This is a genomic window from Pseudarthrobacter raffinosi (assembly GCF_023913835.1).
Classification (GTDB): Bacteria; Actinomycetota; Actinomycetes; order Actinomycetales; family Micrococcaceae; genus Arthrobacter; species Arthrobacter raffinosi.
The window spans coordinates 19374-46184 of the sequence record NZ_JAMXBG010000006.1 but is presented as its reverse complement, the minus strand read 5'-3'; the positions used below and the strand labels follow the sequence as shown (position 1 = coordinate 46184).

At 66.0% G+C, this 26811-nt stretch carries 25 protein-coding genes, 1 tRNA gene, 2 pseudogenes and 1 riboswitch; of the genes and pseudogenes, 16 read left to right on the top strand and 12 right to left on the bottom strand.

Translation table 11 applies throughout. From position 1 onward, the window contains the following. Positions 1–65 precede the first annotated feature (65 nt). On the top strand, positions 66–1577 hold the full coding sequence (locus NG697_RS07615; RefSeq protein WP_252599780.1) for a glycoside hydrolase family 32 protein: 1512 nt from the start codon (positions 66–68) through the stop codon (positions 1575–1577). A gap of 27 nt (positions 1578–1604) precedes the next feature. After that, positions 1605–1836, top strand: a pseudogene (locus tag NG697_RS07610) (PfkB family carbohydrate kinase); the annotation flags it as partial. Positions 1837–1867: 31 nt separating this feature from the next. On the opposite strand, the gene NG697_RS07605 reads toward NG697_RS07610, so the two are convergent. From NG697_RS07605 to NG697_RS07585, 5 genes are all read right to left on the bottom strand, one after another. After that, positions 1868–2488: a DUF4232 domain-containing protein gene (locus tag NG697_RS07605; protein ID WP_252599778.1), complete on the bottom strand. Its 621-nt coding sequence runs from the start codon at positions 2486–2488 to the stop codon at positions 1868–1870. A gap of 104 nt (positions 2489–2592) precedes the next feature. Beyond that, complete coding sequence (locus NG697_RS07600) at positions 2593–3339, bottom strand: YcnI family copper-binding membrane protein (RefSeq protein WP_252610797.1); 747 nt, start codon at positions 3337–3339, stop codon at positions 2593–2595. 88 nt (positions 3340–3427) lie between these two features. After that, positions 3428–4051: a hypothetical protein gene (locus tag NG697_RS07595; RefSeq protein WP_252599775.1), complete on the bottom strand. Its 624-nt coding sequence runs from the start codon at positions 4049–4051 to the stop codon at positions 3428–3430. A gap of 75 nt (positions 4052–4126) precedes the next feature. Next, positions 4127–5473: a hypothetical protein gene (locus NG697_RS07590; RefSeq protein WP_252599774.1), complete on the bottom strand. Its 1347-nt coding sequence runs from the start codon at positions 5471–5473 to the stop codon at positions 4127–4129. Positions 5474–5543: 70 nt separating this feature from the next. Next, positions 5544–6665, bottom strand: coding sequence for an NAD(P)H-dependent flavin oxidoreductase (locus tag NG697_RS07585; protein WP_252613942.1), 1122 nt, complete (start codon positions 6663–6665; stop codon positions 5544–5546). Positions 6666–7087: 422 nt separating this feature from the next. Here NG697_RS07585 and NG697_RS07580 point away from each other — a divergent pair, with 422 nt between their 5' ends. Together NG697_RS07580 and NG697_RS07575 are read left to right on the top strand one after the other, a co-directional pair. Beyond that, on the top strand, positions 7088–7432 hold the full coding sequence (locus NG697_RS07580) for a hypothetical protein (RefSeq protein ID WP_252599772.1): 345 nt from the start codon (positions 7088–7090) through the stop codon (positions 7430–7432). 105 nt (positions 7433–7537) lie between these two features. Beyond that, entirely contained in the window at positions 7538–8317 is a 780-nt protein-coding gene (locus NG697_RS07575; protein WP_252613941.1) for a type 1 glutamine amidotransferase domain-containing protein, read from the top strand. 201 nt (positions 8318–8518) lie between these two features. On the opposite strand, the gene NG697_RS07570 is transcribed toward NG697_RS07575, so the two are convergent. Next, positions 8519–8608: transfer RNA gene (locus NG697_RS07570), tRNA-Ser, on the bottom strand. A gap of 234 nt (positions 8609–8842) precedes the next feature. On the opposite strand from NG697_RS07570, the gene NG697_RS07565 reads away from it, so the two are divergent. From NG697_RS07565 to NG697_RS07545, 5 genes are all read left to right on the top strand, one after another. Then, complete coding sequence (locus NG697_RS07565; RefSeq protein WP_252613940.1) at positions 8843–10372, top strand: HNH endonuclease signature motif containing protein; 1530 nt, start codon at positions 8843–8845, stop codon at positions 10370–10372. A gap of 195 nt (positions 10373–10567) precedes the next feature. Further along, positions 10568–11599 (top strand): dehydrogenase, encoded by a 1032-nt coding sequence (locus NG697_RS07560; protein WP_252599832.1) that lies wholly within the window; start codon positions 10568–10570, stop codon positions 11597–11599. Between the two features lie 3 nt (positions 11600–11602). After that, entirely contained in the window at positions 11603–11998 is a 396-nt protein-coding gene (locus NG697_RS07555; RefSeq protein ID WP_252599768.1) for a 6-pyruvoyl trahydropterin synthase family protein, read from the top strand. Positions 11999–12002: 4 nt separating this feature from the next. Next, complete coding sequence (locus NG697_RS07550) at positions 12003–13244, top strand: glycosyltransferase (protein WP_252613939.1); 1242 nt, start codon at positions 12003–12005, stop codon at positions 13242–13244. A 3-nt stretch (positions 13245–13247) separates the two neighbouring features. After that, positions 13248–14546, top strand: a complete 1299-nt coding sequence (locus NG697_RS07545) for a DNA glycosylase AlkZ-like family protein (protein WP_252613938.1) — start codon at positions 13248–13250, stop codon at positions 14544–14546. Between the two features lie 65 nt (positions 14547–14611). On the opposite strand, the gene tadA is transcribed toward NG697_RS07545, so the two are convergent. Next, positions 14612–15118 (bottom strand): tRNA adenosine(34) deaminase TadA, encoded by a 507-nt coding sequence (gene tadA / locus NG697_RS07540; RefSeq protein ID WP_252599764.1) that lies wholly within the window; start codon positions 15116–15118, stop codon positions 14612–14614. 122 nt (positions 15119–15240) lie between these two features. On the opposite strand from tadA, the gene NG697_RS07535 reads away from it, so the two are divergent. The 4 genes and pseudogenes from NG697_RS07535 to NG697_RS07520 all read left to right on the top strand — a co-directional run bounded on the left by NG697_RS07535 (position 15241) and on the right by NG697_RS07520 (position 17759). Continuing rightward, complete coding sequence (locus NG697_RS07535) at positions 15241–15933, top strand: phosphatase PAP2 family protein (protein ID WP_374209908.1); 693 nt, start codon at positions 15241–15243, stop codon at positions 15931–15933. Positions 15934–15975: 42 nt separating this feature from the next. Next, positions 15976–16611 carry a uracil phosphoribosyltransferase gene (gene upp / locus NG697_RS07530; RefSeq protein WP_056342624.1) on the top strand — a complete coding sequence of 212 codons (636 nt, stop codon included), beginning with the start codon at positions 15976–15978 and terminating at the stop codon, positions 16609–16611. A 62-nt stretch (positions 16612–16673) separates the two neighbouring features. Further along, positions 16674–17048: pseudogene (locus NG697_RS07525) on the top strand (VOC family protein). 30 nt (positions 17049–17078) lie between these two features. Then, positions 17079–17759, top strand: coding sequence for an HAD-IA family hydrolase (locus NG697_RS07520; RefSeq protein ID WP_252599762.1), 681 nt, complete (start codon positions 17079–17081; stop codon positions 17757–17759). Positions 17760–17829: 70 nt separating this feature from the next. On the opposite strand, the gene NG697_RS07515 is transcribed toward NG697_RS07520, so the two are convergent. The 3 genes from NG697_RS07515 to NG697_RS07505 form a co-directional block, all read right to left on the bottom strand. Further along, positions 17830–18558, bottom strand: coding sequence for an aggregation-promoting factor C-terminal-like domain-containing protein (locus NG697_RS07515; protein ID WP_252599761.1), 729 nt, complete (start codon positions 18556–18558; stop codon positions 17830–17832). A gap of 5 nt (positions 18559–18563) precedes the next feature. Further along, positions 18564–18716, bottom strand: a riboswitch (cyclic di-AMP (ydaO/yuaA leader). Positions 18717–18815: 99 nt separating this feature from the next. Beyond that, positions 18816–20369, bottom strand: coding sequence for a sensor histidine kinase (locus NG697_RS07510; protein WP_252613937.1), 1554 nt, complete (start codon positions 20367–20369; stop codon positions 18816–18818). A gap of 7 nt (positions 20370–20376) precedes the next feature. After that, the gene (locus NG697_RS07505) at positions 20377–21117 is read right to left on the bottom strand and encodes a response regulator transcription factor (protein WP_252613936.1); all 741 of its coding nucleotides are present in this window, start codon (positions 21115–21117) and stop codon (positions 20377–20379) included. Between the two features lie 619 nt (positions 21118–21736). Between NG697_RS07505 and NG697_RS07500 the strand changes: the two genes are divergently transcribed. Together NG697_RS07500 and NG697_RS07495 are read left to right on the top strand one after the other, a co-directional pair. Continuing rightward, positions 21737–22603, top strand: coding sequence for a winged helix-turn-helix domain-containing protein (locus NG697_RS07500; RefSeq protein WP_252599758.1), 867 nt, complete (start codon positions 21737–21739; stop codon positions 22601–22603). A 353-nt stretch (positions 22604–22956) separates the two neighbouring features. Then, the gene (locus NG697_RS07495) at positions 22957–23484 is read left to right on the top strand and encodes a SixA phosphatase family protein (RefSeq protein ID WP_056342603.1); all 528 of its coding nucleotides are present in this window, start codon (positions 22957–22959) and stop codon (positions 23482–23484) included. Here NG697_RS07495 and NG697_RS07490 read toward each other — a convergent pair. Beyond that, a complete protein-coding gene (locus NG697_RS07490) occupies positions 23462–24442 on the bottom strand; it encodes a LysR family transcriptional regulator (RefSeq protein WP_252613935.1) in 981 nt (326 codons plus the stop codon). The two genes, NG697_RS07495 and NG697_RS07490, sit on opposite strands and share 23 nt — an antisense overlap. Positions 24443–24514: 72 nt before the next feature. On the opposite strand from NG697_RS07490, the gene NG697_RS07485 reads away from it, so the two are divergent. Continuing rightward, positions 24515–25543 carry an EamA family transporter gene (locus tag NG697_RS07485; protein ID WP_252613934.1) on the top strand — a complete coding sequence of 343 codons (1029 nt, stop codon included), beginning with the start codon at positions 24515–24517 and terminating at the stop codon, positions 25541–25543. Between the two features lie 543 nt (positions 25544–26086). Here NG697_RS07485 and NG697_RS07480 read toward each other — a convergent pair. Next, positions 26087–26701 carry a TetR/AcrR family transcriptional regulator gene (locus NG697_RS07480; protein WP_252614010.1) on the bottom strand — a complete coding sequence of 205 codons (615 nt, stop codon included), beginning with the start codon at positions 26699–26701 and terminating at the stop codon, positions 26087–26089. Between the last annotated feature and the right edge of the window lie 110 nt (positions 26702–26811).

Sequence of the window (26811 nt, the reverse complement as noted above, 5' to 3'; positions counted from 1 at the left end):
ACGTTCAGGGAACCCTGCGGACAAGGGTTCTCCGCAGACCTGCACAGAAACGAGACCTCACCTTCATGACTGCCGCGACCGCCACCACGGCCGACACCTTCCGCCCGGCCCTGCACTACGCCGCCCGGAACACGTGGCTCAATGACCCCAACGGCCTCATCCACCACGACGGCGTCTTCCACCTCTACTACCAGACCAACCCGCTGGATAACGTCTGGGGCAACATGTCCTGGGGACACGCCACCTCCCCGGACCTGACCACCTGGACCGAACACCCCGTCGCCATCTCCTGTGACGAGGAAGAAGACATCTTCTCCGGCAGCATCGTCTTCGACCGGGACAACACCAGCGGATTCGGGACCGACTCGGCTCCGCCCCTGGTCGCCGTCTACACCAGCGCCTTCAAACCCGGCTCCGCGCACGAAGGCCTCCAGGCCCAGTCCCTCGCCTACAGCCGCGACGGCGGCCACACCTGGACCAAACACACCGCCAACCCCGTACTGAACCGCGGATCCGCCGAGTTCCGCGACCCGAAGGTCATAAGGTACGACGGCGGTGCCGGCAGTTACTGGGTCATGGTCGCCGTGGAAGCCAAGGACTTCCAAGTGGTGCTCTACAAGTCCGAGGACCTGAAGAGCTGGGAGATGCTGAGCACCTTCGGCCCGGCTAACGCCACCGGAGGCGTCTGGGAATGCCCTGATCTCTTCCCCCTCCCCGTCGACGGCGACCCAGAGAACGTTCAGTGGGTCCTCACCGTGAACCTCAACCCCGGCGGACCCAACAACGGCTCCGCCGGACAGTACTTTGTAGGTGACTTCGACGGGACCACGTTCACCTCGGCCACCACCGTGACCGAAGGACTCCAGGACCCGGACCGGTTGGGCGAGTACCAGTGGCTGGACTGGGGACGGGACTACTACGCCGCAGTCTCCTTCAGTGATGCCCCCGACAGCCGCCGCCTCATGATCGCCTGGATGAACAACTGGGAATACGCGAATCAGATCCCCACCTCGCCCTGGCGCAGCCCCATGACGCTGGCCCGCGAAGTATCCCTCCGCACCATTGACGGAAATGCGCGACTGATTCAAGAGGCCACCGGAGATTTCGCCTCGATTTCCGACCCTGCCCGGGCGTTCAGGCTTGCGCATATGGAAATCGCCGACGGTACACACATCCTTGATGGTGCAGCGGGCAGCGTCCAGCGCATCGATGTCACCCTGAGGCCCGGAAGCGCCACGGAATTCGGGCTTGTGGTCCGCGGCAACGGCGGCCAGGGAACCCGCATCGGCATCAGACCCGTTGAAGGCACCCTCGTCGTTGACCGGCGCGATTCCGGGCAGACAGGTTTCCACGAAACTTTCGCCTCCATCGACTCCGCCGCTATCCGGGCTATCGACGGTGACTACAAGCTCACCATCTTTGTGGACCGCTGCTCCGTTGAGGTCTTCGCCCAGGACGGCCAGGTCACCATGACCGAGCTGATCTTCCCGGCACCCACCAGTACCGACCTCGCGCTCTATTCCATCGGTGGCACAGCCACCGTAAACAACCTGAACGTCACGCAGTTCTTCGCCTGACTGAAGAATTCGCGGTCACGGCACACCAGCATCCCGGCAGAGGCCTCCCGGGTCGCTGGCACGATTGGCGCCGGGGACTCGTATATGGCAGCCCTGATCCTGGGACTCCTCGCCTGCGGGACCCGATGGCTTGGCACCCGCTGTTCTTGAGCAAGTAGGACGCACAGCTGCGATGGCGGCCGCCATCACGGTGCGGCGGCCCGGCGCAAATCCGCCGACACTCGAGGAACTCCGGACCCATCTGCAGCCGGCGAATTAACCTGGCAGCGGACCGAATCCTTCCCACATTTTCAGGCAGGCTGGAAGGCTCCGACGCTCAGGAGGGCGATGTTCGCATTAGTGCACGCGCTGGTGGGCTGGGGCAGGAACAACGACGCTGTGTCTTCGGGCGGGTAGATGCGGTAACCGGCCGCGTCCGTCAGCGTGCAGTCGCTGTAGTTCGCGGCCTGGGTGTAGCGGAGGACAGTGGTTCCGGTCTGGCCGGGCGCCAGCAGGACGTCCGCGACGGGGGTGGATTCGTCGCGGGTTGCCGCCGCACCAATCGGTGCACCGTCGGCGTTGGCGGTCAGTGACACCCCCGGGTAGCCCTTGAGCAGGCAGGGCGCCGTTCCCGTATTCGTGAGGTTCAGCTTCATGTAGACGCTGCCCGCCGCGCCGCCGCCGGACGCATCGGTAGCCGCCGACAGTGTGGCCGCTTTGCAGAGCGCGGGACCGGCCTGGGTGTTGGTCGCCGACGGCGACGCGGACGCGCCCGGAGATGACGGAGTGCTGGACGGGCTGGCGGAGTTCGTCACCGGCGTCGTCGTCCCCTGCGCCTGCGGCTGGCTCTGTCCGCAGGCGGTGAGCATCAGCGCCGCCGCCGCGACCGCCGTCGTAATAACAAACCCTTGTGCAATGCGCTGAGACGTCATGGCACCACCTTTGTTGCTGCTGCGACGGGAGTCAACGATGCCACGGGCAGGCAGGACGATTTGATGCCCGGATCGTGATCATCCGGACATCAAATCCCGCGATGTTACGTGGCGGATTCCTGCCGGCGCTTCGAGCCGCTGCGCGCGAAGGCCACCCCGCCCAGGGCGAGGCCGCCGAGGCCGGCGGCAAGCCCAGCCCAGCTGCGGGCGTCCGCGCCGCTGTCAGTCACGGCGGCTGCCTGTTCGGTGGCCGGGGTTTCGGTGGTGTGCGCCGCGGAAGCAGCGCCGTGGCCGTCCGCGCTGGCCGGCTCGGTGATGGTGATGGACGGTGCCGGGGCCTTCAGGGAGTGCGGGTCCTGCCCGTCCTTGGCGATCTCCGACCAGTCGGTCTGTCCCGTTTCGCACGACTGCAGCGTGGGGAAGTAGAGCGTGGAGCCTGCCGCGTCGGGCAGCTTGACCGACAGCACCAGGGCATCGCGCAGTTCATGGGCCAGCGGAGTTTTGGCCGTGTACACAATCTGGCTGGTGCGTTTGGTGATGGAGGAGCCGTCGGCCAGTTTCTTGGGCTCGGCGAGCTGTTCGGTCACCTTTTCCACGGTCCAGTTGGGGTTCACCGTGGGCTGGGCGTCGTTGAGTTCGGCCGGCAGGGTGATGGCCACTTTCGTGGTGCCGGACTCCTCGCAGCCGTGCGGGATGCCGAAGGTCAGGAGGGCGTACGAGTTGGCGTCGGTCTTGTCCGGCTTGACGCCGACGTGGGCGGACGCGCCTGCTGCTGCGGTCAGGATCAGGACGGCTGCGCCGCCGGTGGCTGCCACTGCGGTGAGGGTGCGGCGAAGGAATGTGGTGGTCATGGGGTTGCCTTTCGGACGCACGCCGGATGGGGGCGTGCGGAAGTACGGGATGGGGCCCGCGGCCTGCGGAAGTGCGGTGCGGGCGTAGTCAGGAAAGTACGACGGCGGAAGGCGGGCCGCGTCGGCTGTGTTGCCTGAGGTTCCGCCAGGGGCGGAGGGGGAGAACCGCCGGTGGGGCAGTCACCGCACGCGGTGTGCCGGCGTCGGGTGTTACTGCTTCGGGGAGCCGGACGAGGGGCCTCAGCCACGCGGCCAGAGCCCACAGCGCGGCTTCACCCTTGGCAAGCAGGAGGGCGCACGCGCCGGTGGCGAGTGCGTGGGTCAGGAGCATCAGGATGCCCGCTGATCCGGCATCGTGGACGTGTCCGGTGGCAGCGATGACGGGCGCGGCGGCGCCGGCGAGGTGGGCGTTATGGAGCCCGGAGGCGGCAGCGCTTACAGCGGTACCCGACGAACTGAAGACCGTGAAGGCTTCGTGCAGGATGAACTGTCCCGCGCCGAGGACAGTGAGCATGGCTGGAAAATTGAGTCGCAGCCTCGTGGCCGTGGTGGCTGCCAGGACTGTCAGTGCGAGCACGGCCAGCAGGATGCCTGGGGCGGGAAGGTCGCCGCCGCCGGCGACGTGGGCGCCTGCGGCAAGTGTCAGGATTCCCGTGGACAGGGAGGCGGCGCGAAGGAAATGGAAGGGTGGCCGGGCGTGGTTGGTGCGCACGGATCCTCCTTATTGCGGTCGCCGGTGACGGGCTTCAGTCGCGTTCTTCCAGTGTTCTTCGGCGACGTTCAGATTCTAGCGGCCTTTGGGCGGGCCACCGGTGTGTGACGGGCGGTGCAGCGCGATCACGTTCGATGGAGATTCTGTCGTTTCGGATGGCTCGTCTGCCAAGTTGAAGAAACCCATGGCCAGGTCGAGGCACTGGATGGCCACCGGGGGAACGCGGTAATCGGTCGCCGCCTCCACCAATCCGAGTTCGGCGAGAAGGGTCAGCTTCTGCTGTGCCTGCAGGGCCGCGAGCGACGCGTAGACCTCTTCGAGGCCCGTTTCTTCGAGTTTCGTGTCTTCAAGGTCTACGTCCTGAAGCAAGGCGCCCTCAAGGTCCGGCGACGCCATCCGTTCGAGTTCCGCCACGGGCATCGGTTCATCGGTGGTGCCATAGGTGAGGACGGCCAGCAGTGTCCCGGCTACCGCTTCCTGGTCCCACACCTGGTCCTCGTCGGTGAGCACTCCGACCAAAAGGACCACCGACAGCATCCGGCGGATGTCCAGCCGTTCCTCGATCCTCGTGCTGTTCCAGGCGGCCACTTCCGGGCCGGGAATGGCTTTGGTGGATCCGAGCGTGATCAGGTTTGCCCCCACCAGAGCTGACCAGATGTCTCGGAGCACAGGCACGTCGTGCATGGTTCCAACTTCCAGCAACGTTTTGGGCCGGCTCTCGGCAGTTTCCAGATCGAAAAGTGGGAGGGTCCGACTCGCGGCCCGCTTTCCACAGGCATGTACTCCTACGGCTGCGGCTGCCGGCTCGATGTCCTTAAGCCGCAGGGCACCCGTGCTGGTGATTTCCTTGCCGGTTCCGATCCAGTCCAGCAGGGAGGTGGCATGCTGGATCAGCGGCATGGCATTGAACGCAGCCTCCTGGTGGTCGTCGCTGAGGTCAGGTACCTGGATAACCGGCAATTGCGGGACAGCTGCGGTGATACCGTTTCCCAGCGCAGCATGGAGTTCCTCGTAGGCGGCGTCCGTGCCGCTCCAGCGGCCGGTCGCCTTCAGGAAATGGATGTAGGAGTGCAGTGCGAAGTAGATGTTGTCGAAGACCTCATCCATTTCATCGGGGTCCAACGACACCGCAATTGCTCCGGCCGCCTGCTCCACGCCGTCACTGTCGATTGCGGTGGCCGAACTCGAACCGTTGATGGTGTGCTGCGCCGTGAGGAAGAGCTTGACCAGTTCGAGGCACTCGAACGCATCGGCAGGGTCAGGGGCTTCAGCCGCGTTCCATTGAATGAAATCGACAGCCATCGAGTCAATTGCCCGATGGTTCAGGACCAGCTGCAACGGCATCTTGGGCGCCGACGGAACAGCCTTCAGGTGCCGCCGGTCCTTGTTCTTGCTCTTCGATTTGCCGGTCTTTTTGGTCAAGGAGTGCCTCCGGTGTCAACGGGCGATCGTCCCACATTCGATGGCTGGGATAACCGCGGATGTATCGAGCTTACAAAGCCGGACTGCCGGCGAGCAGTTCCGCCAGGACATCAGCGGCGGAGTCATGCCGGATCAGCGGTGTGGCCTGCCCCGCCCACAGTGACATAAGCTCCGTGTTTCCCAGGGCGGCTGCCTGTGGGCGGAAGCGGCCGGTGAGCCAGTTCTGGACGGGGAACGGGGCTATTCCGGCTTCCGAGAGTCCACCCGCCGCCAGTTTGGCCTCTGACAGTTTGGCCGCTGACAGTTCGGCGATGATGCGGTTGGGGATCCCGCGGGCAAGCCGTCCGCTGAGTGCCCTTGTCAGCACTGTTTCCCGCGCGGCCGGGCTGTGGAGGATGGCCCGGTATTCAGGCACAGCCGCGGATTCGCGGGTGGCCAGGAACGCCGAGCCCACCTGGACCGCGTCGGCGCCGAGGGCTCGTGCAGCAGCGTAGCCGCGGCGGTCTGCAATGCCGCCGGCAGCGATGACTGGAATGTCGACGGCGTCAACCACCTGCGGAACCAATGCAAAGGTTCCGATCAGGGACTCCTCCGCGGGCTTCAGGAACGAGACGCGGTGCCCGCCGGACTCCATGCCGCTGGCGACTACAGCATCCACGCCACCGGTTTCCAGGGCGATGGCTTCCGCGACGGTCGTGGCGGTGCCCACCAGGACTATTCCACGCCGGTGAGCCTCCTCCACCAGTTCCGGCGCGGGCACACCGAAGACAAAGCTGACGACGGCGGGACCCGCCTCCAGGCTTGCCTCCACCTGTTCTTCGTAATTGGGCAGGTAGCGGTCCGGCATGTGCGGAAGCGGCAGGCCCAGTTCGTCAAAGTACGGCTTCAGGGTTTCGAGGTAGTGGTCGAAGTCCGCTTGGGGGAGTGAGGTGGCTTCGTCGCCGGTGGGAATCCAGAGGTTGAGGGCGAACGGTTTCGCCGTTGCCTTCCTGAGCTCAGCTGCGGTGTTCCGAATGGCGTCGGCACCGTAACCGTAGAGGCCGTAGGAACCCAGCCCGCCGCCTTCGCTCACGGCTGCTGTCAGCTCCACGGAAGACACTCCGCCGAACGGACCCAGCACCACCGGAACGTCCGTGCCGAACAGTTCGGTGATGCGGTTTGGCCGGGCGGAGGTGCGGTTCTCGGGCGTCATGCGGGCAGCTCCTGGCAGGTCGGCGTTGGCTTCAGGACCCAGTCTCGCAGGGCTGGCGGCCGCTGCCCAATCTGTGCACGCGAAGTCAGTCTGTTTCGGGGCCTGAGCAGTAATGGCAGTCGTCGGGGCAGGTTTCGGTCACGGCTGGCTCCAAGGGATTTCGAGGCCTTCGCAGACCTGGAAGAGTCTGCGTCCGCCCATTGGCGCGATTCGTCATCGAAGTCACGGTTGGTCCTTAAAGATCGGGTGCCGGACAGGTATGCCGGTCCAATACATCCAACCCCAAGGGCACTGTCTGCTCAATGGAGGATGTGACCACGGTTGCCGCACCCGTTTGTGCAGGCATCCAGTAGGGCCATGTACCGCGACATGGGGGCGAGGCTAGACTGCTGGCGTAAGTCGCCAACCACCTCAGGGAGCACATGATGAACTACTCAGGAACTGGCAACGAAAAAGCCACCCCGGCCAGCGAACTCAACAGGACCCACGTGGGTCAGACCGTCAGTTTTGAGCCAGACGAATTCACGCTGGTGTTCGGAAAAATCTCGGCCATTGCGCGCAAGGAAGGCGGCGTGACCATCGCCCTGCAGGGCGTCGAAGGAAGTGGCGGCCTGCAGTCCAGCTACAGCCTCCCGGGCAGTCAGCACGTCTACCTGCAGCCGGACATGCTCACCAACACCGAGTCCACCATTAAGGACCTCTTCGGCAAGGTCCAGGAGAACCTGCGCGGCGGGCACAAGGGGGACGACAGGACGGACAAGCTCTAACAGAGGAGCGGTCCCTCGGGTACAACAAAGGCCCTTGCCTTCTAAGACGGGGAGGGCCCGAATTGGGCCGGGCGTAGGGTGGAAGCTAGACGGAAGGAGCACTTCATGAAGAAAATCCTCATGGTACTGACCAGCGTTTCCGAGATCGGCGATACCGGAGAGAAGACCGGGTACAACGTGGCCGAGGCCGCACATCCCTGGAAGGTCTTCAAGGATTCCGGGCATTTCGTCGACTTCGCTTCCATCCAGGGCGGCCAGCCCCCGCGCGACGAGGTGGACTCAAAAGATCCCATCCAGGTCGCCTTCACGGAGGACGAGACCACGCGCGCCGGTCTCTACAACACTGCCCGCGTCGACGTCGTTGATCCCGACCAGTACGACGCCGTCTTCCTCGTGGGAGGCCACGGCACCATGTGGGACTTCCCGGACAGCGAAGGCCTGCAGAACCTTGTAGCCAGCGTCTACAACGCCGGCGGTGTGGTGGGCGCTGTCTGTCACGGGCCGGCCGGACTGCTGAAGGTCGAGTTGGCCAACGGCTTTCGGCTGGTCGAGGGCAGGAAGGTCGCTGCCTTCACCAACGACGAGGAGGTTGCCGCAGGGAAGGACAAGGTCATCCCGTTCTTTTTGGCAGACCGGCTTGAGGAGCAGGGTGCCACCCATGTCTCCGCTGGTGTCTTTGAGGAAATGGTCGTGGTCGACGACCGGCTGGTGACCGGCCAGAACCCGGCCTCAGCCGCCGGCGTGGCCAAGGAGATGGAGAAGCTCCTGGCAGAGGTCATCCACCAGGAAAAAGCCGAGGAGCAGCACGTGGCGGAGGCGCTGCGCGCCGAAAAGGACGCAGAGAAGAGCGCCAAGAAGGCGGCTGCGGCTGGGACTGAGCACTAACGCCTGCAGGGGCACTGAAACTGGCGGCCGCCAGCAGCCGTACGTGCGCCGGCGACCATACTGTCCAACGCATCGCCGACCTGCTTCAGGTTCGGCGCTGCACGATGTACGGCCACCTCAACAAATCAAGGGGCCAAGTTTGCGGGAAAACAAAACCCCCGCTTCCCTTTGTTTATGAAGGGAAGCAGGGGCCTTGCCAATTGGCGGTGACGGTGGGATTTGAACCCACGTTGGCTTTGACACCAAACAACATTTCGAGTGTTGCACCTTCGGCCGCTCGGACACGTCACCAACCTGAATAGGTTACCGGAGCATACCGCCCATCCACAAAACGGCAGGCATTCAGCCCCCGGATGGTGCAAAGGGACATCTATGCCCACGCCAGCGTCCGAGGACACGATGGGCCCTGCAGGATTCTGCTCGGCTCGTCGAATGGACGCATGCTGGGGGCATGTAGCTTCTGAGTTATGCACATAGCGATTCAGCCTCGCCGTTATTGTCAGACCCTCGCGGGATGATTTGAGTATGGATAGCAGAGCAGCTGTAGCGACGGCGGAGGCCCTTTCGGCATCCTTCGCTGAGCTGGCTGTGGTGCTCCGGGACGGGACTGATTCCGGCTGTTCCGGGGAGGCTGATCCTATGCGTCGGCGGGCAGATGAATTCCTGGACGGGCTGGCCGAGATCTCACGGCTGGACGCGAAAAGTGCCGCACTGAAGGCCTGGCTGGCTGCCGGTTACTCCGCCGCTGCCGAGGCTCTGGCGGGCCCTGCAACGTCGCCCGAGGACCATACCGGGCAGGAGATGGCCGTCGTCGCGGAGGTCGCCTGCGTGCTGACGGTCAGTGAACGGGCTGCCGGCGCCCTGCTCGCCGAAGCCCACGCCCTGACCACGGCCCTGCCGCTGACATTCTCCGCGCTGCAGGCAGGGACGATTTCGTGGCAGCACGCCCGGATCATGGTCGACGAAACCGTGAACCTGGACCCTGCCGGCGCCCAAGCCCTCGAAGCGCATTTCCTGGACCCAGACGCACCGAACCCGGCGAGGAGTGGCCCGGCCGGTGAGCTCATCCCCGGGCGGTTTCGGCACCAGGCCCGGACCTGGCGGGAACGCCACCACCCGGTCAGCATCGAAAAACGCCACGCACGCAGCACCGCCGATCGGCGCCTGGAGTATGCCCCGGACCGCGACGGCATGGCCTGGCTCTCCGCCTACCTCCCCGCCGATCAGGCTGCCGGAATCTGGAACCGCACCACCACCGCAGCCCGCGCCCTCCAAGGACCTCATGAGTGCCGGACCCTCACGCAGCTCCGCGCTGACAGCGTCGCCGCCTGGCTCCTCGGTGCCACAGATAATGCGGCCGGGGATGCAAATGGGAATGACCGTGTTCCGTCACCGCGGGCACAGGTCCTCGTTACCGTCCCGGTGTTCTCGCTCCTAGGCCTCACGGATGAACCGGCCATGCTCGACGGGTACGGGCCTATTCCGCCGTCCGTGGCCCGCCAGCTGGTCGCCGACGGCGCCGAATCCTTCCACCGCGTCCTCATCGACCCCCGCGACGGAGCACCCCTGGAGATCGGCAGAACCAGCTACCGCGTGACCAAAGCCCAGCGCCAATGGCTGCGGTTGCGCGACGGAAAGTGCCCGTTCCCCGGCTGCAGCAACCACTCCCTCGACAACGAAGCAGACCACCTCCTCGCCTGGGCCCGGGGAGGATCCACCGGGATCAACAATCTCGGCCAACCGTGCCACAAACACCACAGACTCCGCCACACCACAGCTTGGAAACCCACCACCGCCACCAAGAACGAACCACCCGGCTGGATATCACCCACCGGACGCCACTACAAAAGCGAACACCCAGACTGGGAACCACCGGAGTGGCCAAAACATCTACCCGGCAATGAACTGCCCGACTGTGGGCTGCCATCGGACGACATCGTCCCAGACGACGCGCTGCCGGACGGGCCCGTGCCCGAAGACCCCTACCCGAGCTGGGACTTCACTGCTCACAGCACTGTCTGGCCGCCAGCGCCAAGCGACGCCAGCGCCAAGTGACGGCAGGGCCAACGTGGGCAGGGTTAGGGCACTGGCAGGGCCAAGACGGGCAGAACTGGGCTTCTCTCCCATCGGGCTCTCCTCTCATCAACGGCGCGAACGGACAGTTAGGGCCCGGATTTCAAGGGCCGCAAGTGTTCGTTCGCGCCGGGTGGGTGTCGCGGAGAGCCCTCACGGACTAGATTCATGAGCAAGATGACCAAGTCACGCAGAGAAGCGCAGGCGACCGCATACTGGACCACGGGCCCGGAACACGGCGAGCTCCGCAGCGAGGCCCTGCCCGCTCCCGGGCCCGGCGAAGTTTTGGTCCGCACGCTGTACTCAGGCATCAGCAAAGGCACGGAAATTGTGGTGCACAAAGGCTCCGTCCCGCCCCGCGTGGCTGCGGAAATGCGCGCCCCGCACCAGGAGGGTACCTTCCCGTCGCCCGTGAAGTTCGGATATCTCTCAGTGGGCGTTGTGGAGGAGGGGCCCGAAGGTTGGGCGGGCCAGAAGGTCTTCTGCCTCAATCCCCATCAGGACCGCTATGTCATTTCCGCCGACGCCCTCACCAGGATTCCCGACGGCGTCCCCGCCCGCCGCGCCGTCCTGACCGGCACCGTTGAAACGGCCATTAACGCCCTCTGGGAAGCCGGACCGAGGCTGGGGGACCGGGTCGCCGTCGTCGGCGCGGGTCTGGTGGGAGGCATGGTGGCGACACTGCTGCGGACTTTCCCGCTGGCCCGCCTCCAGCTCGTGGACCTGGACCCGGAACGTAAGCACTTGGCGGACAGGCTCGGCGTGGAATTCGCCCGCCCGGATGATGCCAAACCCGACTGCGACATCGTGTTCCACTGCTCCGCTTCCCCGGAAGGCCTCGAACGCAGCCTGCAGCTGGCCGGCGATGAGGGGGAGATCATCGAGATGTCCTGGTACGCCAACCGCAAGGTCACGCTGCCGCTGGGTGAAGACTTTCACGCACGCAGGCTCTCCATCCGGGCCAGCCAGGTGGGCGTGGTTGCCCGGGCACGGCGACACCGCCGGACCACGGCCGAGCGCCTGGAATTGGCTGTTGGGCTCCTCACGGACCCCGTCTTCGATGCCTTCCTGACCGGCGCCTCTCCGTTCACGGACCTGCCGGCCGTAGTGCAGAACCTCGCGGACGGCACGCTCGAAGCCCTGTGCCACGTGATCGAATACCCCAACGCAGACAGCCCCGCGGAAGCCAACCCCAAAGACAGGAAGTAGCCCGTGTTCAGCCTGACCGTCCGACGTCATTTCATGATCGCCCACAGCCTCCCGCGGGACGTATTTGGCCCGGCCCAGGCCCTCCACGGGGCGACGTTCGTGGCGGAGGTGACGTTCCGCCGTCGTGCGCTGAACCAGGACGCGATCGTCCTGGACATCGGGGCCGCCGGCGGCATCATCGAGGACGTGCTGTCCGGCCTCAACTACAAAAACCTGGACGAACACCCGGACTTCGAAGGGAAGCTCAGCACCACCGAGGCGCTCGCGGAATACATCGCCCACGCCGTCGCAGCCAAGCTCACGGATGACGACGACGGCCGCGAGCTCGCCGGGATCGACGTCACCCTGCGCGAAAATCCGGACGCCTGGGCCACCTACACCCACTACCTGTCCGCCTGATCCCATGCTGATCAGGTTCCTGGTCCCCGCCAACATCCGCCACAACTCCGGCGGCAACGTCTACAACGCGCGGCTCACCCAAGGCCTGAGATCCTTGGGGGTTGCCGTGGAGATACTGGCGGTGGAAGGTTCGTGGCCTGACGCCAGCGCTGGACAACGACGGCGGCTGGGCGGCCTGCTGGGCGCCTGGGACCCAAGGGTGGACTCACCGCAGGCGAACATCACCCCAGAAACGGTCACCTTCGTGGACGGGCTGATTGCGTGCGGTGCGCCTAGCGAACTGGAGTACGCCGCGGCCGCCGGACAACACACGTGGGTCCTGCAGCACATGCCGTCGCCCAGCCACCCCGACGGCGAAGGGCGGGCACTGCGGGCGGCCGCCGGAGTGATCTGCACCAGTTCGTCCGCAGCGGCCTCGGCGGCAGAAAAGCACGGGCTTCCCGCCAGCCCGGTTGCCTTGCCCGGGACGGATCCTGCACCGGTGGCGCCTGGTTCGGCCCCGCCCCACATCATCGCGGTGGCAGCGCTGCTGCCCAACAAGGACCAGCTGCTGACCGTGGCCGCGCTGGCCAGGCTCCAGGACCTCGCTTGGACAGCGTCCCTCGTGGGAACGGACGACGCCGATCCCGCCTACGCGGCGGAGGTCCGGGCAGCCATTGCCTCCTCTGGAATGGAGGACAGGGTGCGCATGACCGGCCAGCTCGCCGGTACCGCCCTGGCGGACGAGTGGAGCCGGACGGACCTGAGCCTTCTTGTGTCCCGGGCCGAAGCCTTTGGGCTTGTGGTGACGGAATCGCTGGCCCACGGGATTCCCGTCATCGTGCGGGAGGGAACCGGCGCCGTGGACGCGTTGGGACTCGCCCGAAGACTCGCCGGCAGGCTCGCGGGAAGACCGGACGGCGAGCGTGGCGGTGAACGTGATGCCGGGACATATGCGGTGCCAGGTGCCGCCGTCGGACTCGCCGGACCCGAAGGCGACGCACCTCGTGGCAACGGAGCTGAAGACCACCACGCGGACGTGCTCGCTGCCGTGATCCGGCAGTGGCTGGTGGACGGATCCCTCCGAGCCGGCTGGCGTGCCGCTGCCCTGGCGGCACGGGAACAGCTGCCCGGCTGGGACTCCACTGCCCGGAACGTCCTGGAAATCCTCGGCGTGCCTGCTAAAAAGCCTGCTGCCAAAACGCCTGCTGAAGAAACCCCAGCCGAGGGGATGCCTACCGCTGCGCGTACGGCCGGTGGACAATAAGCCATGACCACGCTCCCGACCTCCGCCGCCGTATTGACCCCACAAGCCGTGATCCCACAAGCCGTGATCCCACAAGCCGGGACCCCACAAGCCCTGAGCCAAGATGCCCCGGATCCGCAGGTGCTCACTCCGGAGCTCCTCAGGGCATGGGCCTGGCATAAGCAGGGCCTCGACGGCTCCCTGCAGGGCGCGGATGCCGCCGACGTGTTTAGCAGAGCGGGCTGGGCCCGTTCCGTCGGCGGCGCCAACCCGTACCTCACGCTCTTTGCCCGCGCCGGCACTAGCCGCGCGCAGGCGGATGCCGACGTCCTGTCGCTGAACATCCATGAGTTGCCCACCGCCCGCGGCTGCACCTATGTGCTGGGACAGGGTGACTTTGCGTGGGGCCTCCAGATCGGCCGGGACGCCGCCGTGGCGCCGTTCCGTGTGCTGGCAAGAATGGGCGTCGAGCGCGGCGAGATCACGCTGCTGGAGGAGGAGATCCTCCACGCCCTCGCCGAGGCCGGCAACCCGCTGGACCCCAAACAGCTCAAGGATCTCCTGGGCGATTCGGTCCGGAACCTCGGCGAGGAGGGCAAAAAGAAGGGCGCCGCCACCACGTTGCCCACGGCCTTGGGCCTCCTCCAGGCGGACGGCCGGATACGGCGCGTGCCCGCCAACGGCCGGCTGGATCAGCAGCGCTACGCCTACACACTGTGGGGTTTGCCGCCCACCGCCATGGACGACGACGCCGCCCGCAGCCTCCTGCTGCAGCGCTATCTCGGCTGGACTGGCGGTGCCACGGTCAAGCAGTCGCAATGGTTCACCGGGTTCACCCTGGCCCACACGAAGGCAGCGTTGGCCGCCACTGGGGCAGTGGAGGTTCCCACCGCCAACGGTGAGGTGCTGTGGATGATGCCCGACGACGTCGGGCGGCTTGCGTCGTTCGAGGCGCCGGCGGAGGAACAGATTCAGCTGCTGGCCGGCACGGATTCGTTGGTCCTGCTCCGCAGGAACTCGGGGGAGCTGTTTGCCGAGGAGGACAAGGGAAAGCAGGTCCTGGGGTCCACGTTGGCGTTGCAGGCTGACCTGCCGGACCATCCCATCTTCGACCGCGGCCGGATCATCGGGCTGTGGCAATACGATCCCAGGAAATCACGGATTGTCTATTGGCTCTTTGACGGGGCCACACCCGCAGTATCCCGGCGCATCGCCGAGGTAGAGGCCTGGATCCGGGACGAACTGGGGGACTTCCGCTCGTTCAGCCTGGACTCGCCGGCCTCGCGCCAGGACAGGATCGACGCCCTGGATGCCGCAGGCTGAGAGTCGTGCAGGCAGGTGAGAGCGCTACAGCAGGCCCGAGACAAATTGCAGCCCCCTACGACCCGTTACAGCCGGCTGCGGTGCGCTGCGAAGAAGTCCCTGAGAACCGCACCGCACTCCTCTTCCCTGACCCCGCCGTACACCTCAACCCAGTGGTTGAGCCGGCGGTCGCGGAGGATATCGAATACCGAGCCCGCCGCTCCGGCTTTCTCATCCCAGGCACCGAAGACCACTCGGGGAATCCTGGCCAGGACCACCGCGCCGGCGCACATGGCGCACGGCTCCAGAGTGACCACCAGCGTGCAGTCCGCCAGCCGCCAGCCGTCCCCGGCGCCGCCGTCGAGCTTGGACAAGGCACGCAACCTGTCCGCCGCCTGGCGGATGGCCATCACCTCGGCGTGGGCGGTGGGGTCTCCCAGGTCTTCCCGCTGGTTTCGTCCAGACCCCAGGACGGCGCCGTCGGGCCCTATCACGACGGCGCCGATGGGCACATCCTCGGTGTCCAGCGCGCGCTGGGCTTCGTTCAGGGCAAGACCCATCCATTCGAGGTGGATCTTTTCTGCGGCGACCATGGCTCAATGATAGTTTCGAAGGATATCCAGCCTGCAAAGCATGGACGCCGGGAGGCATAGTGGACACATTCAGGGACCGTCTGGGCCAATGGTTCAAACCATATGCCGCGCTGTGGCTCACCATGATGGTGGGCGGCGCCTTGGTGGTCACCATGGCGCTCCTGGGTGCCGAGGTCTACAACAACGTGGTGGATGAAGAGGGACTGGCCGCCCTGGACCTGCCCGCGCTGGAGCTGTCCCAGGGCCTTCGGAACCCCGCACTGGATGCCGGGGTGACGGCTTTCACCAACATCGGCGGGGGCATCGGCATGCCCATCCTGGCCAGCATCCTGACAGCCTGGCTCACGTTCCTAAGCCGGACCTGGCGGCCCATCGTCCTGGTGGGCGGCGCCGCGGCCGTCTCCACGCTGGCCACCACGGTGGGCAAGCGGCTGGTGGGCCGCACCCGCCCGGACCACGCCGAAGCTGTCCCTCCGTACGAGACTTCGCCGTCCTTCCCGAGCGGCCACACCCTGAATACGACGGTGGTGATCGGTGTCCTGGTGTACGTCATGTGCCTCCAGTTCGAAATGCTGTGGGCGCGCATCACAGCCATCACCGCCGGGGTGATCTTCATCATCGCGATGGGCCTGAGCCGGGTGTTCCTGGGCCACCACTGGCTGACCGATGTGATGGCCGGCTGGTTCCTGGGCCTTGCCTGGGTGGGCATCGTGATCCTGGCGCACCGGCTGTTCCATGTGCTGCGGAAACGCGAGCACGCGGGCCCGGCACCCACGTTCGAACACCCCGCCCTGCGGGAGGATCCGTCGAGCTGATTCCCGGCCGGAGGCCCTCCGCGCGGGTGATAGTTTTGACGCATGCGCACTCTCGTTGTGGACCACCCGCTGGTCGCCCATAAGCTCACCGTCCTGCGGGACAAGAACACTCCGTCACCGGTCTTCCGGCAGTTGACGGAAGAGCTGGTGACCCTCCTGGCCTACGAAGCCACCCGTGAGGTCCGCACCCAGCCGGTCACCATCGAGACGCCGGTCAGCACCACTGTGGGCACCGCTTTCACCAAGCCCACGCCTCTGGTGGTCCCCATCCTGCGCGCCGGGCTCGGCATGCTTGAGGGCATGACCAAGCTGGTCCCCACTGCTGAAGTGGGTTTCCTGGGCATGGCCCGCGACGAAGAAACCCTGGACATCATCACCTACGCGGAGCGGCTCCCGGAAGACCTGACGGACCGGCAGATCTTTGTGCTGGATCCGATGCTTGCCACAGGCGGAACCCTGCGCGAAGCCATCAAGTTCCTGTTCAAGCGCGGCGCCTCCGACGTCACGTGCATTTGCCTCCTGGCCGCGCCGGAAGGCCTGGCCAAGCTCGAAGAGGAACTTGCCGAGGCCAACGTGACCATCGTGCTGGCCTCCATTGACGAACGGCTCGACGAGAAGTCCTACATCGTTCCCGGGCTCGGCGACGCCGGCGACCGCCTGTACGGCATCGCCGGCTAATTCGGGGCTGCTTCGGATTTCAGGTCTTCCGCTTTTCTGCCGCCGCCGTTAGCCTGTGGCGCATGGACTGGAAGCTTGAACTCGTTTTTGTGCCCGTATCCGACGTGGACCGCGCCAAGGATTTCTACGTCAGCAAAGTTGGATTCAACCCGGATTTCGACGAGTGACCCATGGATGGCATCCGCTTCGTCCAGCTGACCCCGCCGGGATCCGCCTGCTCCATTTGTATTGGCGAGGGCCTCAATGTCGCCCCTCCGGGTACGGCCCCAAGCCTGCAGATGGTGGTCAGCGACATCCAGGCTGCCCACGACCACCTCAAGGGCAACGGTGTGGAGGTCAGCGACATAGACATCCAGGGCTGGGGGCACTTCGTCTACTTCGCGGATCCCGACGGAAACAAGTGGGCGGTGCAGTACATCCCGGGCCGTGACGCCTAAGCCGGTGACGCCTGGGGCAAAATAGGCAGCATGAACATCCCCACACCTGCCGCCACACGAACACTGACCTGCCGGGCCGTCCTTTTCGATATGGACGGCACGCTGGTGGACTCCACGGCAGTAGTGGAGGAGGTCTGGGGAGAATTCGCGGCCCGGTACGGCCTGGACGTCGCCGAAATCCTGCGCACTTCGCACGGCGTCCAGGCTGCCGATACCGTACGCCGGTTCGCGCCGGGGGGAGCGGACGTCGCGGCCCTCACCGAGGAACTGGGTGCGATGGAACGGGTGCGGACGGCCGGTATCGTCGCGTTGCCGGGGGCTGCCGACCTGCTTCGCAGCCTCCCGGCTCAGGCAGTGGCGCTGGTGACTTCAGCGGACAGGACCCTGGCGGACATCCGCATGGACGCTGCCGGGCTGGACATGCCGGCCACGGCCGTGACGGCGGACCTGGTCACACGGGGCAAGCCGCACCCGGAGGGCTATCTGATGGCCGCCGGGCTGCTGGGCGTGGAACCGGAGGACGCCGTGGTGTTCGAGGATGCGCCCGCCGGAATCGCGGCAGGCGTTGCTGCGGGTATCCGGACGGTGGCCGTGGGTCCGAATGCGGGCGAATTGCCGGCAGGCGTGCTGCATATCGCGGATTACCGCGCCGTAACCGCCTCCGTGGAAACGGACGCCGCGGGACGGCAACTCATTTCTTTCCGGCTTTGACGCCGGCGGATCACCTTCGTAATCCGCCGGCGCAGCTCAGCGCCGCGGCTGCCGGCGAGGCTCAGTCGGCCTAGTACCAGTTGTGCGACAGGTGGAAGTTCAGCGCGCCGCACGGTGACTGGTAGCGCTCCTGGATGTAGTTCAGGCCCCAGTTGATCTGCGTGCGGTAGTTGGTGACGTAGTCCGCGCCGGCGCTCGCCATCTTCTCAGCGGGCAATGACTGGACGATGCCGTACGCGCCGCTGCTGGCGTTGGTGGCCGTGGTGGTCCATTCGGATTCCTTGGTCCACAGCGTCTGCAGGCACTGCATCTGGTCAGCGGACCAGCCGTACGTCGCCAGCTGGCCAGCAGCGTAGGCCTGCGCTCCTGCGGGGTCGTTGACGGCCACAACGGGCGTGGGTGCAGGTTCCGGAGCCGGGGCCGGAGCGGGCTCCGGGGCCGGGGCAGGTGCCGGTTCGGCGGCCTGGGGCGCGACGTTGATCTCGGCCGGCGCAGCTTCCGGGGAGGCCGGGGGCTGGATCTCGGCTGCCTCGAAGCTCAGCTTCGACTGGGCGCTGGCTTCTTCGGCGGCCTGGTCCGCGCTGGCCGCAAGCGACGCAGACTCGGAAGCGTGTGCTGCGGCGCTGACGCCGACCAGCAGGGCGCATGCCGTCGCGAACACCGCGACGCGCTGGCCCACGGAGGGAATCCGGGCCGCCTTGGACAGTGGGGACATAGCTGCACCGAAGCGGGACTGCTTGCGGTGGCTGTCGGACTTTGTGTCGCCCTGCGGGCGCGTTTGTACCTTGAATTCAGACATGATGGATCGCCTCTCACACCTGCGGAGTTAGCTGTCGGGTTCGGATGAGGGCATCCGGCCACACGGCACAATCACGTGTTGGCTTAACCCCAAAGGGCACTTGGTGCCCGGGACGGTGGGTCCCCCGCCTCTGCCTCTGAAAACGGAATCCGGGAAGCGGCAGAGCTTGGCGTCATCCGGATATGCGGCCCAACGGGAACCACACGTCATCGACGCTACAGGAGCTGGACGCTTAAGTCACATTTTGGTAACAGGAATCACGACGACGGTGTGTCGCCTTGCTGGGCCCGGGCGTCAGTGGGTCGCGCGAGCGCGCCGGTAGGGAAGAGTAACGCGACCTCGGTCCGTCCGGCCCGCGATGTCACCTCCACGCTACCGCCGTGGGCCTCCATGATCGACTGGACAATGGACAGGCCCAAGCCACTAGTGCCTTCGGAGGCCCCGGCGCCCGAGGCCGGCGCTGTACCCTTGCGCGCCGCGTCTGCGCGGGCAAACCGGGAGAAAACGTGGTCAACGAGTTCCGCAGGGATGCCCCCGCCGTCGTCCGTTACCGTCACCGCTGCGTCGCCATTGGCAGACTTCGTGACAGCGGTGACCACGGTGGTCCCCGGCGGCGTGTGCTTGCGCGCATTGGATAGCAGGTTGACAAGCACCTGACGCAGTTGGGACGCATCACCCGTGACGGCGAGCGGCTGGTCAGGCAGTTCAAGGCGCCAGTGGTGGTCCGGGGCGATGACCTTCTCGTCACTGACGGTTTCGATCACGAGTTGTGTGAGGTCAACTTCGCTGAGCTTCAGGGGCTGGCCCTCATCGAGCCGGGCGAGCAGGAGCAGATCCTCCACCAGGGTGGTCATGCGTTCGGACTGGCTTTGGACCCGGGCCAGGGATTTCCGGCCGTCCGGCGTGAAGCTCTCGGTCATCCGCATCAGCTCCGTGTACCCGCGGATGGCAGTCAGCGGCGTGCGCAGCTCATGGGAAGCATCGGCTACGAACTGCCGCACCTTGGTCTCGCTCCGCTGCCGCGCCTCGAGTGCGCTGGCGACGTTGTCCAGCATGAGATTGAGGGCGTGCCCTACGCTGCCCACTTCGGTTCCGGGATTGGAGTTCGACGGCGGGACGCGCACCGCGAGTGCCACCTCGCCCGCGTCCAGCGGCAGCCTGGCCACACGGGTTGCAACCTCGGAAAGCTGCTCCAGCGGCTTCATGGTGCGCCGGATCAGCACAGTTCCTGCCAGTCCGATCAGCGCCAGGCCGCCCAGGGAAACGAACACAAAAGTCCAGACCAGCGATGCCAAAGTACTCTCCTTGGCAGCGAGCGGAAGGCCCGTGACAAGGACATCGCCGTAGCCGGTTTCCACGGCCACAATCCGGTAATCCCCGTTGGACAGCGAGCGGTTCACGGGAAGGCCGTTCCGCGTCAGCGCCAGCAGGGTCTGCTTGTCTTCGGCGTCGAGGGCCAGACGCGTGGTGTCCGAGTCCAGGAAACCGCCACTGGGGATCTGGCCGTCCAGGATCCGCGCATTCAGCGTTCCGACACTCTGCCCGCGGGAGTCAAGCGGGTCCGGCCTGCCGTTGAATCCGCCCAGGGGCGGGCGGCCCGGATCGTTCGACCGTTTGGCGGCCTGGCTCAGCTGTTCATCCAGCTGCCCGGTGAGAAAGGAATCCATGGAGGCGTAACTGAACAGCCCCACGGCGCCGCAGATGGCCACCAGCAGGGCCATGGCCAACAGGATCAGGCGCGTGCGCAGATGCCAGGTGTCCGGTTTCAGCCAGCTCCGGGCTGGCGCTGGGGTTGCTCGCGGCGAGGACATCGAGCTGCTACTCAGCCGGCTTGATGACGTAGCCGGCGCCCCGCACGGTATGGATCATGGGCGGGTGCACTGCATCCACTTTCTTGCGCAGGTAGGAGATGTAGAGCTCCACAATGTTGGCCTGGCCGCCGAAGTCGTAGTTCCAGACGCGGTCCAGGATCTGGGCTTTGCTGATGACGCGTTTGGGGTTCTCCATGAGGTACCGGAGCAGCTCGAACTGGGTGGCGGTGAGCTGGAGGGCGTCGCCCGCACGGGTCACTTCGCGGGTGTCGATGTTGAGGACAAGATCGCCCACCGCAAGTTCGGCAGTGTCCATCGCGGCAACGCCGGAGCGCTGGACAAGGCGGTGCAGCCGCAGCAGGACCTCTTCCATGCTGAACGGCTTGGTCACGTAGTCGTCCCCGCCGGCCGCCAGGCCCACGATCCTGTCCTGGACAGCGTCCTTGGCAGTCAGGAAAAGCGCAGGTACCTCGGGCGCGAAGGCACGGATCCTGCCCAGCAACTCAACGCCGTCGAACCCTGGCAGCATCACGTCCAGCACCAGGACGTCCGGGCGGAACTCCTTGGCAAGCTTGACGGCCTCCGGGCCATCCGAAGCCACGGCAACATGCCAGCCGACCATGCGCAGCCCCATGCTCATGAGCTCGGAAAGGCTGGGCTCGTCGTCAACCACCAAGGCTCGGATGGGGGAGCCGTCCGGGTGGGTCAGTTGCGGAAGGTTGTTGGTCATGGAGTGCGAAGTGGCCATGGGACAACTCTCCGATCAATCGGTTAGCCCGCGCTATGGGGTTCCTGTGCGCACGCTGTGAATCCCAGCCTAGCGAGCTGGATGGGCGATCTGGGTGGCCGGGCGGGACGCCGACCATCCGCAGGCGGCCGCCTTCTCCGCTGGACAGGCGGCAAAACCCAGCAGGGAATCTCGGCAAGTCATTGGCCGGTGAATTTCAAGGTCTTGGTATGGCGAAAGGGCGAACATTGTTCGCCGGAGAGGGCCATTTGCGCACCCTTGGCGGACAACAACTCCTATTTTGCCGCCAAATCAGAATGGTGATCTGTAACACAAATCTGCATTTTGTCTCAGTATGCGGAACGTTGCACCCATTGTTACTTGCAAGTTCTCATTGTTACGTTGCACACTTTCAATTGTGAACAAGAACTCAACAGCACCTGCAGCCGCAGAATATTGGCCCAGCACATCCGCTGCTGCCGACATGCGCTGTTGTCGAATGCACGCCTGATCTTCAGACCCCGCGAAGTTCTTAGGCATTCGCCCCCAGCCCAGCGTAGGGCGCCATCCCCAGATTTCATTGCGGGGACAACCAGCATTCGAGCCGCGATGACGGCCATTCACATTGAGGTAAGCATTCATGTCAGTTGCATCTGGATACGTCCACATCTCCGTCCGTAACGCAGGCAAGGCCGGCCAGGCTTCCGGCCTCCGCCAGGGGTTCGGTGCCCGACCGGCATTCGCCCCGGCTGCCCCCGGAGCCAGCTTTCCTGCTCCCGGCTACGCACCCCAGGGCTACAACCCCAGTTCCTACGGACAGCTCCGCGCGGTCCAGCCTGCCGAAGCCGCGCCGCTGACCGCGCCCACTCCGGTTATCGCGGGACCCAACGCTGTCCGCCCGGTCGCCAATGACACCGTGGCCCGCGGATTTGTCCTCTACATGGGCATCAACGAGGAGACCGCAGCGGCTGCCGGAACCTCCATTGCCAAGCTTGCCCAGGAAATCCGCGCTTACGCACAGTCACTCGTGACTGGTGCTGAAAGCTACGCGGCCGTGGCCGTGGCCCCGGCCGGCACCCCCGGTTCCGCGCTCGACGTCGTCCGTTCCACCTTTGGTGACCCCACCGTGAACGCGCAGAAGCGCACCGAGACTGCCCGGCTGCAGCAGCCTCAGGACCCGCGCCCGTCCGGCGTCCTGATCGACCTCGCCCGCCGCGAAGTCCACCTTGACGGCGAATCCCTGAACCTGACCTTCAAGGAATTCGAACTCCTGAACTACCTGGTGGAAAACGGCACCCGCACGGTTGGCCGCGATGAACTGCTTGAGGGCCTGTGGCGCAACGCCGAGGAAGTCCCCAACGAACGCACCATCGACGTCCACATCCGCCGTCTCCGCTCCAAGCTGGGCCGCCTCGCCAACACCGTCCGTACCGTCCGCGGCCAGGGCTACCGCTTCTACGAGCACCCCGAAGTTATTGTCTGGGCCGCTCCGGAATACTCGATCTAGCCCTTCAGCGACGCACCAAAGCGGCATTTCGCCGTGCCTTAGACACCTCCTTCGTTCCTCCCCACCGCCTCCCTCGCCTCGCAAGCTCGGCCAGGGAACCCTGGCGGCGTGGGCCCCGGCGATGCGGCACTACGCGAAATGCCGCTTTCGTGCGTCCGTGCTCGCGAGTGTTGGCCTCCGCGGCTATGGTTCGACGGCGGTGCGGCCCAGCCGGGGTGTCACGGGGAGCATGCTTTTGGCGTCCTGACCGCGGCTCTGGCCCGTCATTCCGCGGGCCGGGACTGTTGGTGCGGCCAACAGTCCGCTGGGCGTGACGGGCGGCGCCGTGGGTCTTGCGGGTCTAGGCTTGGGGGATGAGCGACCACCACATCAAACGCTTGGTGATCATGCGGCACGCCAAGTCCGACTGGCCCGGCGGTGTGGCGGATCATGAGCGCCCGCTTGAGGAACGGGGGCACCGCGAGGCGCCTCTTGCCGGCAAGTGGCTGGTCAAACACGGCATCCTCCCGGACTTCATCCTGTGTTCCAGTGCGCTCCGCACCCGCCAGACCTGCACCTGGGTGTGCTCAGAACTGGGGGACAAGGCCCCGACGCCGAAACTTGAGGACGGCCTCTACGCCGCCTCTGCGCTGCGGATGCTCGCCGTGGTCAACCACGTGCCTGACACCGTCACCACGCTGATGCTCATCTCGCATATGCCTGGCGTCCAGGACCTCGCCATGCACCTGGCCTCACGGGACTCAAACCACGACGCCTACATGGACGCCGCCACACGTTACCCCACCAGCGCCCTCACGGTGCTGGAAACGGAAAAATCCTGGGCCGAGCTGGACGGGCAGGACGCCCGGCTGACCAAGTTCAAAGTCCCGCGAGCCCACTAACGCCACGGGATCCAGTGACCCCATGGGACCTACCGACCTCATGGGACTCGCTGACCCCAAGGGAACCGGCGACCTCCCGCAGCAGTCCGGCGACGTGCTGGATGCCCGGGCTGGCCGCCATGGTGCGGCGGTACACGATGCCCACCTGCCTGACCTGCGTGGGGTTGACCAGGGGCAGGGCGACGACGTCCGCAGGCAGTGCGGGCCGGCCGAGGCGGGGGACCAGCGCCACCACGGCTCCCTGCTCCACCAGTGCGAGGTGGGTTGCGAAGTCTGGATCGTAGACCCTGATGTCCGGCACCCGGCCAAGGTCGGCGAAGATCCTCAGCAGCGCCTCGTTGCAGATGGCTCCGTGCGGCGTGCTGATCCAGCATTCGTCCACCAGGTCCGCCGGTTCCACCTGGCCGCATACTGCCAGGGGATGGTCGCGGTGCACCAGGACGTCCGCAACGTCCTCGCACAGCCATTCGAGGGTCATGTGCTCCGGTATGACCAGCGGGACGGAGTTCCAGTTGTGGACCACACCCAGGTCCGCCTCCCCGTTGGCCACCCGCGCCACGGCTTCCCGCGGGTCCTCGGCCAGCACGCTGAGGTCCAGGTCCGCTCCGGACGAAGCCAACCGTCCCAGCAGTGGCCCCACGAGGCCCCGGCAGGCAGTGGAAAAGGAAACAACCCTGAGGTGCCCGGTGGGCTTGGCCGGATCCGCCAACAGGGTGGATTCCAGTTCCTCGAGCTCCGATAGGATGCGCCGGCCGTACGCTGCCAGGGTGAGCCCCCGCTCGGTCAGCAGCACCCCGCGGCCGCGGCGTTCCAGGACGGGGAACCCGGTCTGCTTCTCCAGCTTCTTGATCTGCTGGGAGACGGCCGACGGGCTGAAGCCCATCACCTCCGACGCCGCTATGACCGAACCGTGCTGTTCAATCGCCGCCAGTGCCCGCAGCGAACCAATCTCAATCATGAAGCAAACGTACATGATTCGACGCGGAATTCAACGCTGGTGCTTCATCTGCCGTTCTGCAAGAGTGGGACCGTGAATCTCCGACACTCCGTCCTCGCTGCCTTGGTCGCCGTTCTCTGGGGCCTGAACTTCGTGGCCATCGACTTCGGCCTGCATGCGAACGGCCGTGAGGTTCCCCCGCTGCTGTTTGTGGCCATGCGGTTCCTCTTGGTGGTCTTCCCCTGGATCTTCTTCATCAGGAAGCCTGACGTCAGCTGGAAGGCGATTATCGGCGTCGGCGTCTTTATGAGCGCGGGCCAGTTCGGCCTCCTCTACCTCGCCATGGCGCTGGGCATGCCGGCAGGCCTCGCCTCCCTGGTCCTCCAGGCCCAGGTGCTCCTCACCGTCCTCCTGGCCGCCGGGTTCCTGCGCGAGCGCCCCAGCCGGAGCCAACTGGCCGGCGTCGTTCTTGGCGTTGCGGGGCTGGCCGTAGTGGCCGTCGGCCGCAGTGCCGTGGCGCCGGTGCTCCCGCTCATCATCGTCCTGGGAGCCGCGCTGTCCTGGGCGGCCGGTAACGTCGCTGCGCGGAAGGCCAAGGCCGCCTCCGGGCTGGGGCTGGTGGTCTGGTCCGGCGCAGTGGTTCCGCTGCCACTAGCCGGGCTGTCGCTGCTGGTGGACGGGCCGGACGCGGTGTTCGGCACGCTGGCAGACCTCCAGCCGGCCACGATCCTGAGTGCGCTATACACAGCCATTTTCGCGTCTCTGGTGGGGTATGGGATCTGGAACCGGCTCCTGGCCAGCTATCCGTCGTCGGCCGTGGTGCCCTTTACCCTGCTGGTGCCCGTGGTGGGCATGAGCGCGGCCTGGCTGGCGTTGGGGGAGGTGCCCACGCCGGCGGAACTGGCTGGCGGATTGCTCCTCCTGGGCGGGGTGGCGACTGCCGTGCTCGCCGGCCGGGGCCGGCAGGTTCTGCGGCGCGGTCAGCGGCGGGGCGCCGGTTTGGCGCCCGTCTTGGTGCCCGGTTTGGGTGCCGGTTTGCGGACCGGGGAGGCGGACGACGACGGCCGCTTGGCTGCTGAGGCTGGCATCCGGGCTGGCGCGCGGGAGCCTGACGCGCGCTGACCGGTGGCGGCACCCCGGGGTGCCGCGCCCCGGGCCGCGGTGGCTCCGGTTGCCGGGCGCCGCGCAGCAGTGCGGCCAGTGCCGGAAGCGGGCCGCCGCTTGGCTGGCGAGGGCCTCCGTTTGGCAGTCCCCAACCGCCTGCCCGCCGGCCAGACTGCGCCAAGGAACAGGACCGCTAGCGTGGCCACCGCTGAGGCCCCACCCCAGTAGAAGTAGTTGTCCGGATCCCCGGTGGGGAGCGGTGTGCCGAAGATCGACGACTGCTCGGCGAAGGCCAGCTCCCAGGTGCTGACGAAGGCCAGGGAGAAGGCAATGGTGAGGCTGGATCCCACAGCCGTGGCAACCAATACAAAGTGGCGCCCCCGGGCCAGTACCTCCGCCACGGCCGCAACATAGGCCAGCGTAACCAGGGCCAGGAACGTGACCATCACGGCCTCTTCCAAGGTGATGGCGGTGAGCACCAGCATGCCCAAGGCGGCGACGGCCGCGATCACGGCGAACTTCCCGCTGTTACCCATGTGGCGCATGTGTCCAATCATCCTGCTACTTCACGACATAGCCGCGCATGATGGCCATGATTGCTGCAACGCTTTGGTCACGGGTGCGTTCCGGGTTGTAGGTCTGCCGGTCAAGCCCCACCACAAAACAGGCGCCAAAGATCGCCGTTTCGAGGCTGCCCCGCGAGACCGTTTGGTCCACCGGATAGACGGCAGCCACGTTCTCTATGGCCGCGCCGATGACCGCCAGGAGTTCAGACCGGAGCACCGCGAACGTGTCCCGCCATTCGCTGGGAGTCCGCCAGTTTTCGCTCACCCACAAACGGGCGAAGGACGGGTAATCGTCCATAAAATCCATGGCCTGGCCGATCATTGCCTCCATGGCCACCAGTGGATCGGCCCCGGGATGCCCGGCCTCGCTAAGCAGGCGTGCCTTCAGGATTTCCACGCCGTGCCGCAGCAGCTGCGCGATCAGGTCCGACTTGCTGCCGAAGTTGTAGTAGACAGTGCCCTTGGAGACGCCCGCCGCCGCGGCGATCTCGTCCACAGTGACACCCGCTGCGCCACGCTGGCCGATCAGCTCCATGGACGCGTCGAAGAGCTTCTGCCGGGTGGCATTGGTCCGGGCCGGGCGGAGTTTCTTCTCGGCGGGACCGTGCATGGCGGGATCGTGCCCCACGGGATCATGCACGCCAGGATCATGCACGCCAGGCTCGTGCACCCCAGGCTCAGGCACGCCAGGATCGTGCACCCCAGATCCCGGCGCGGGCG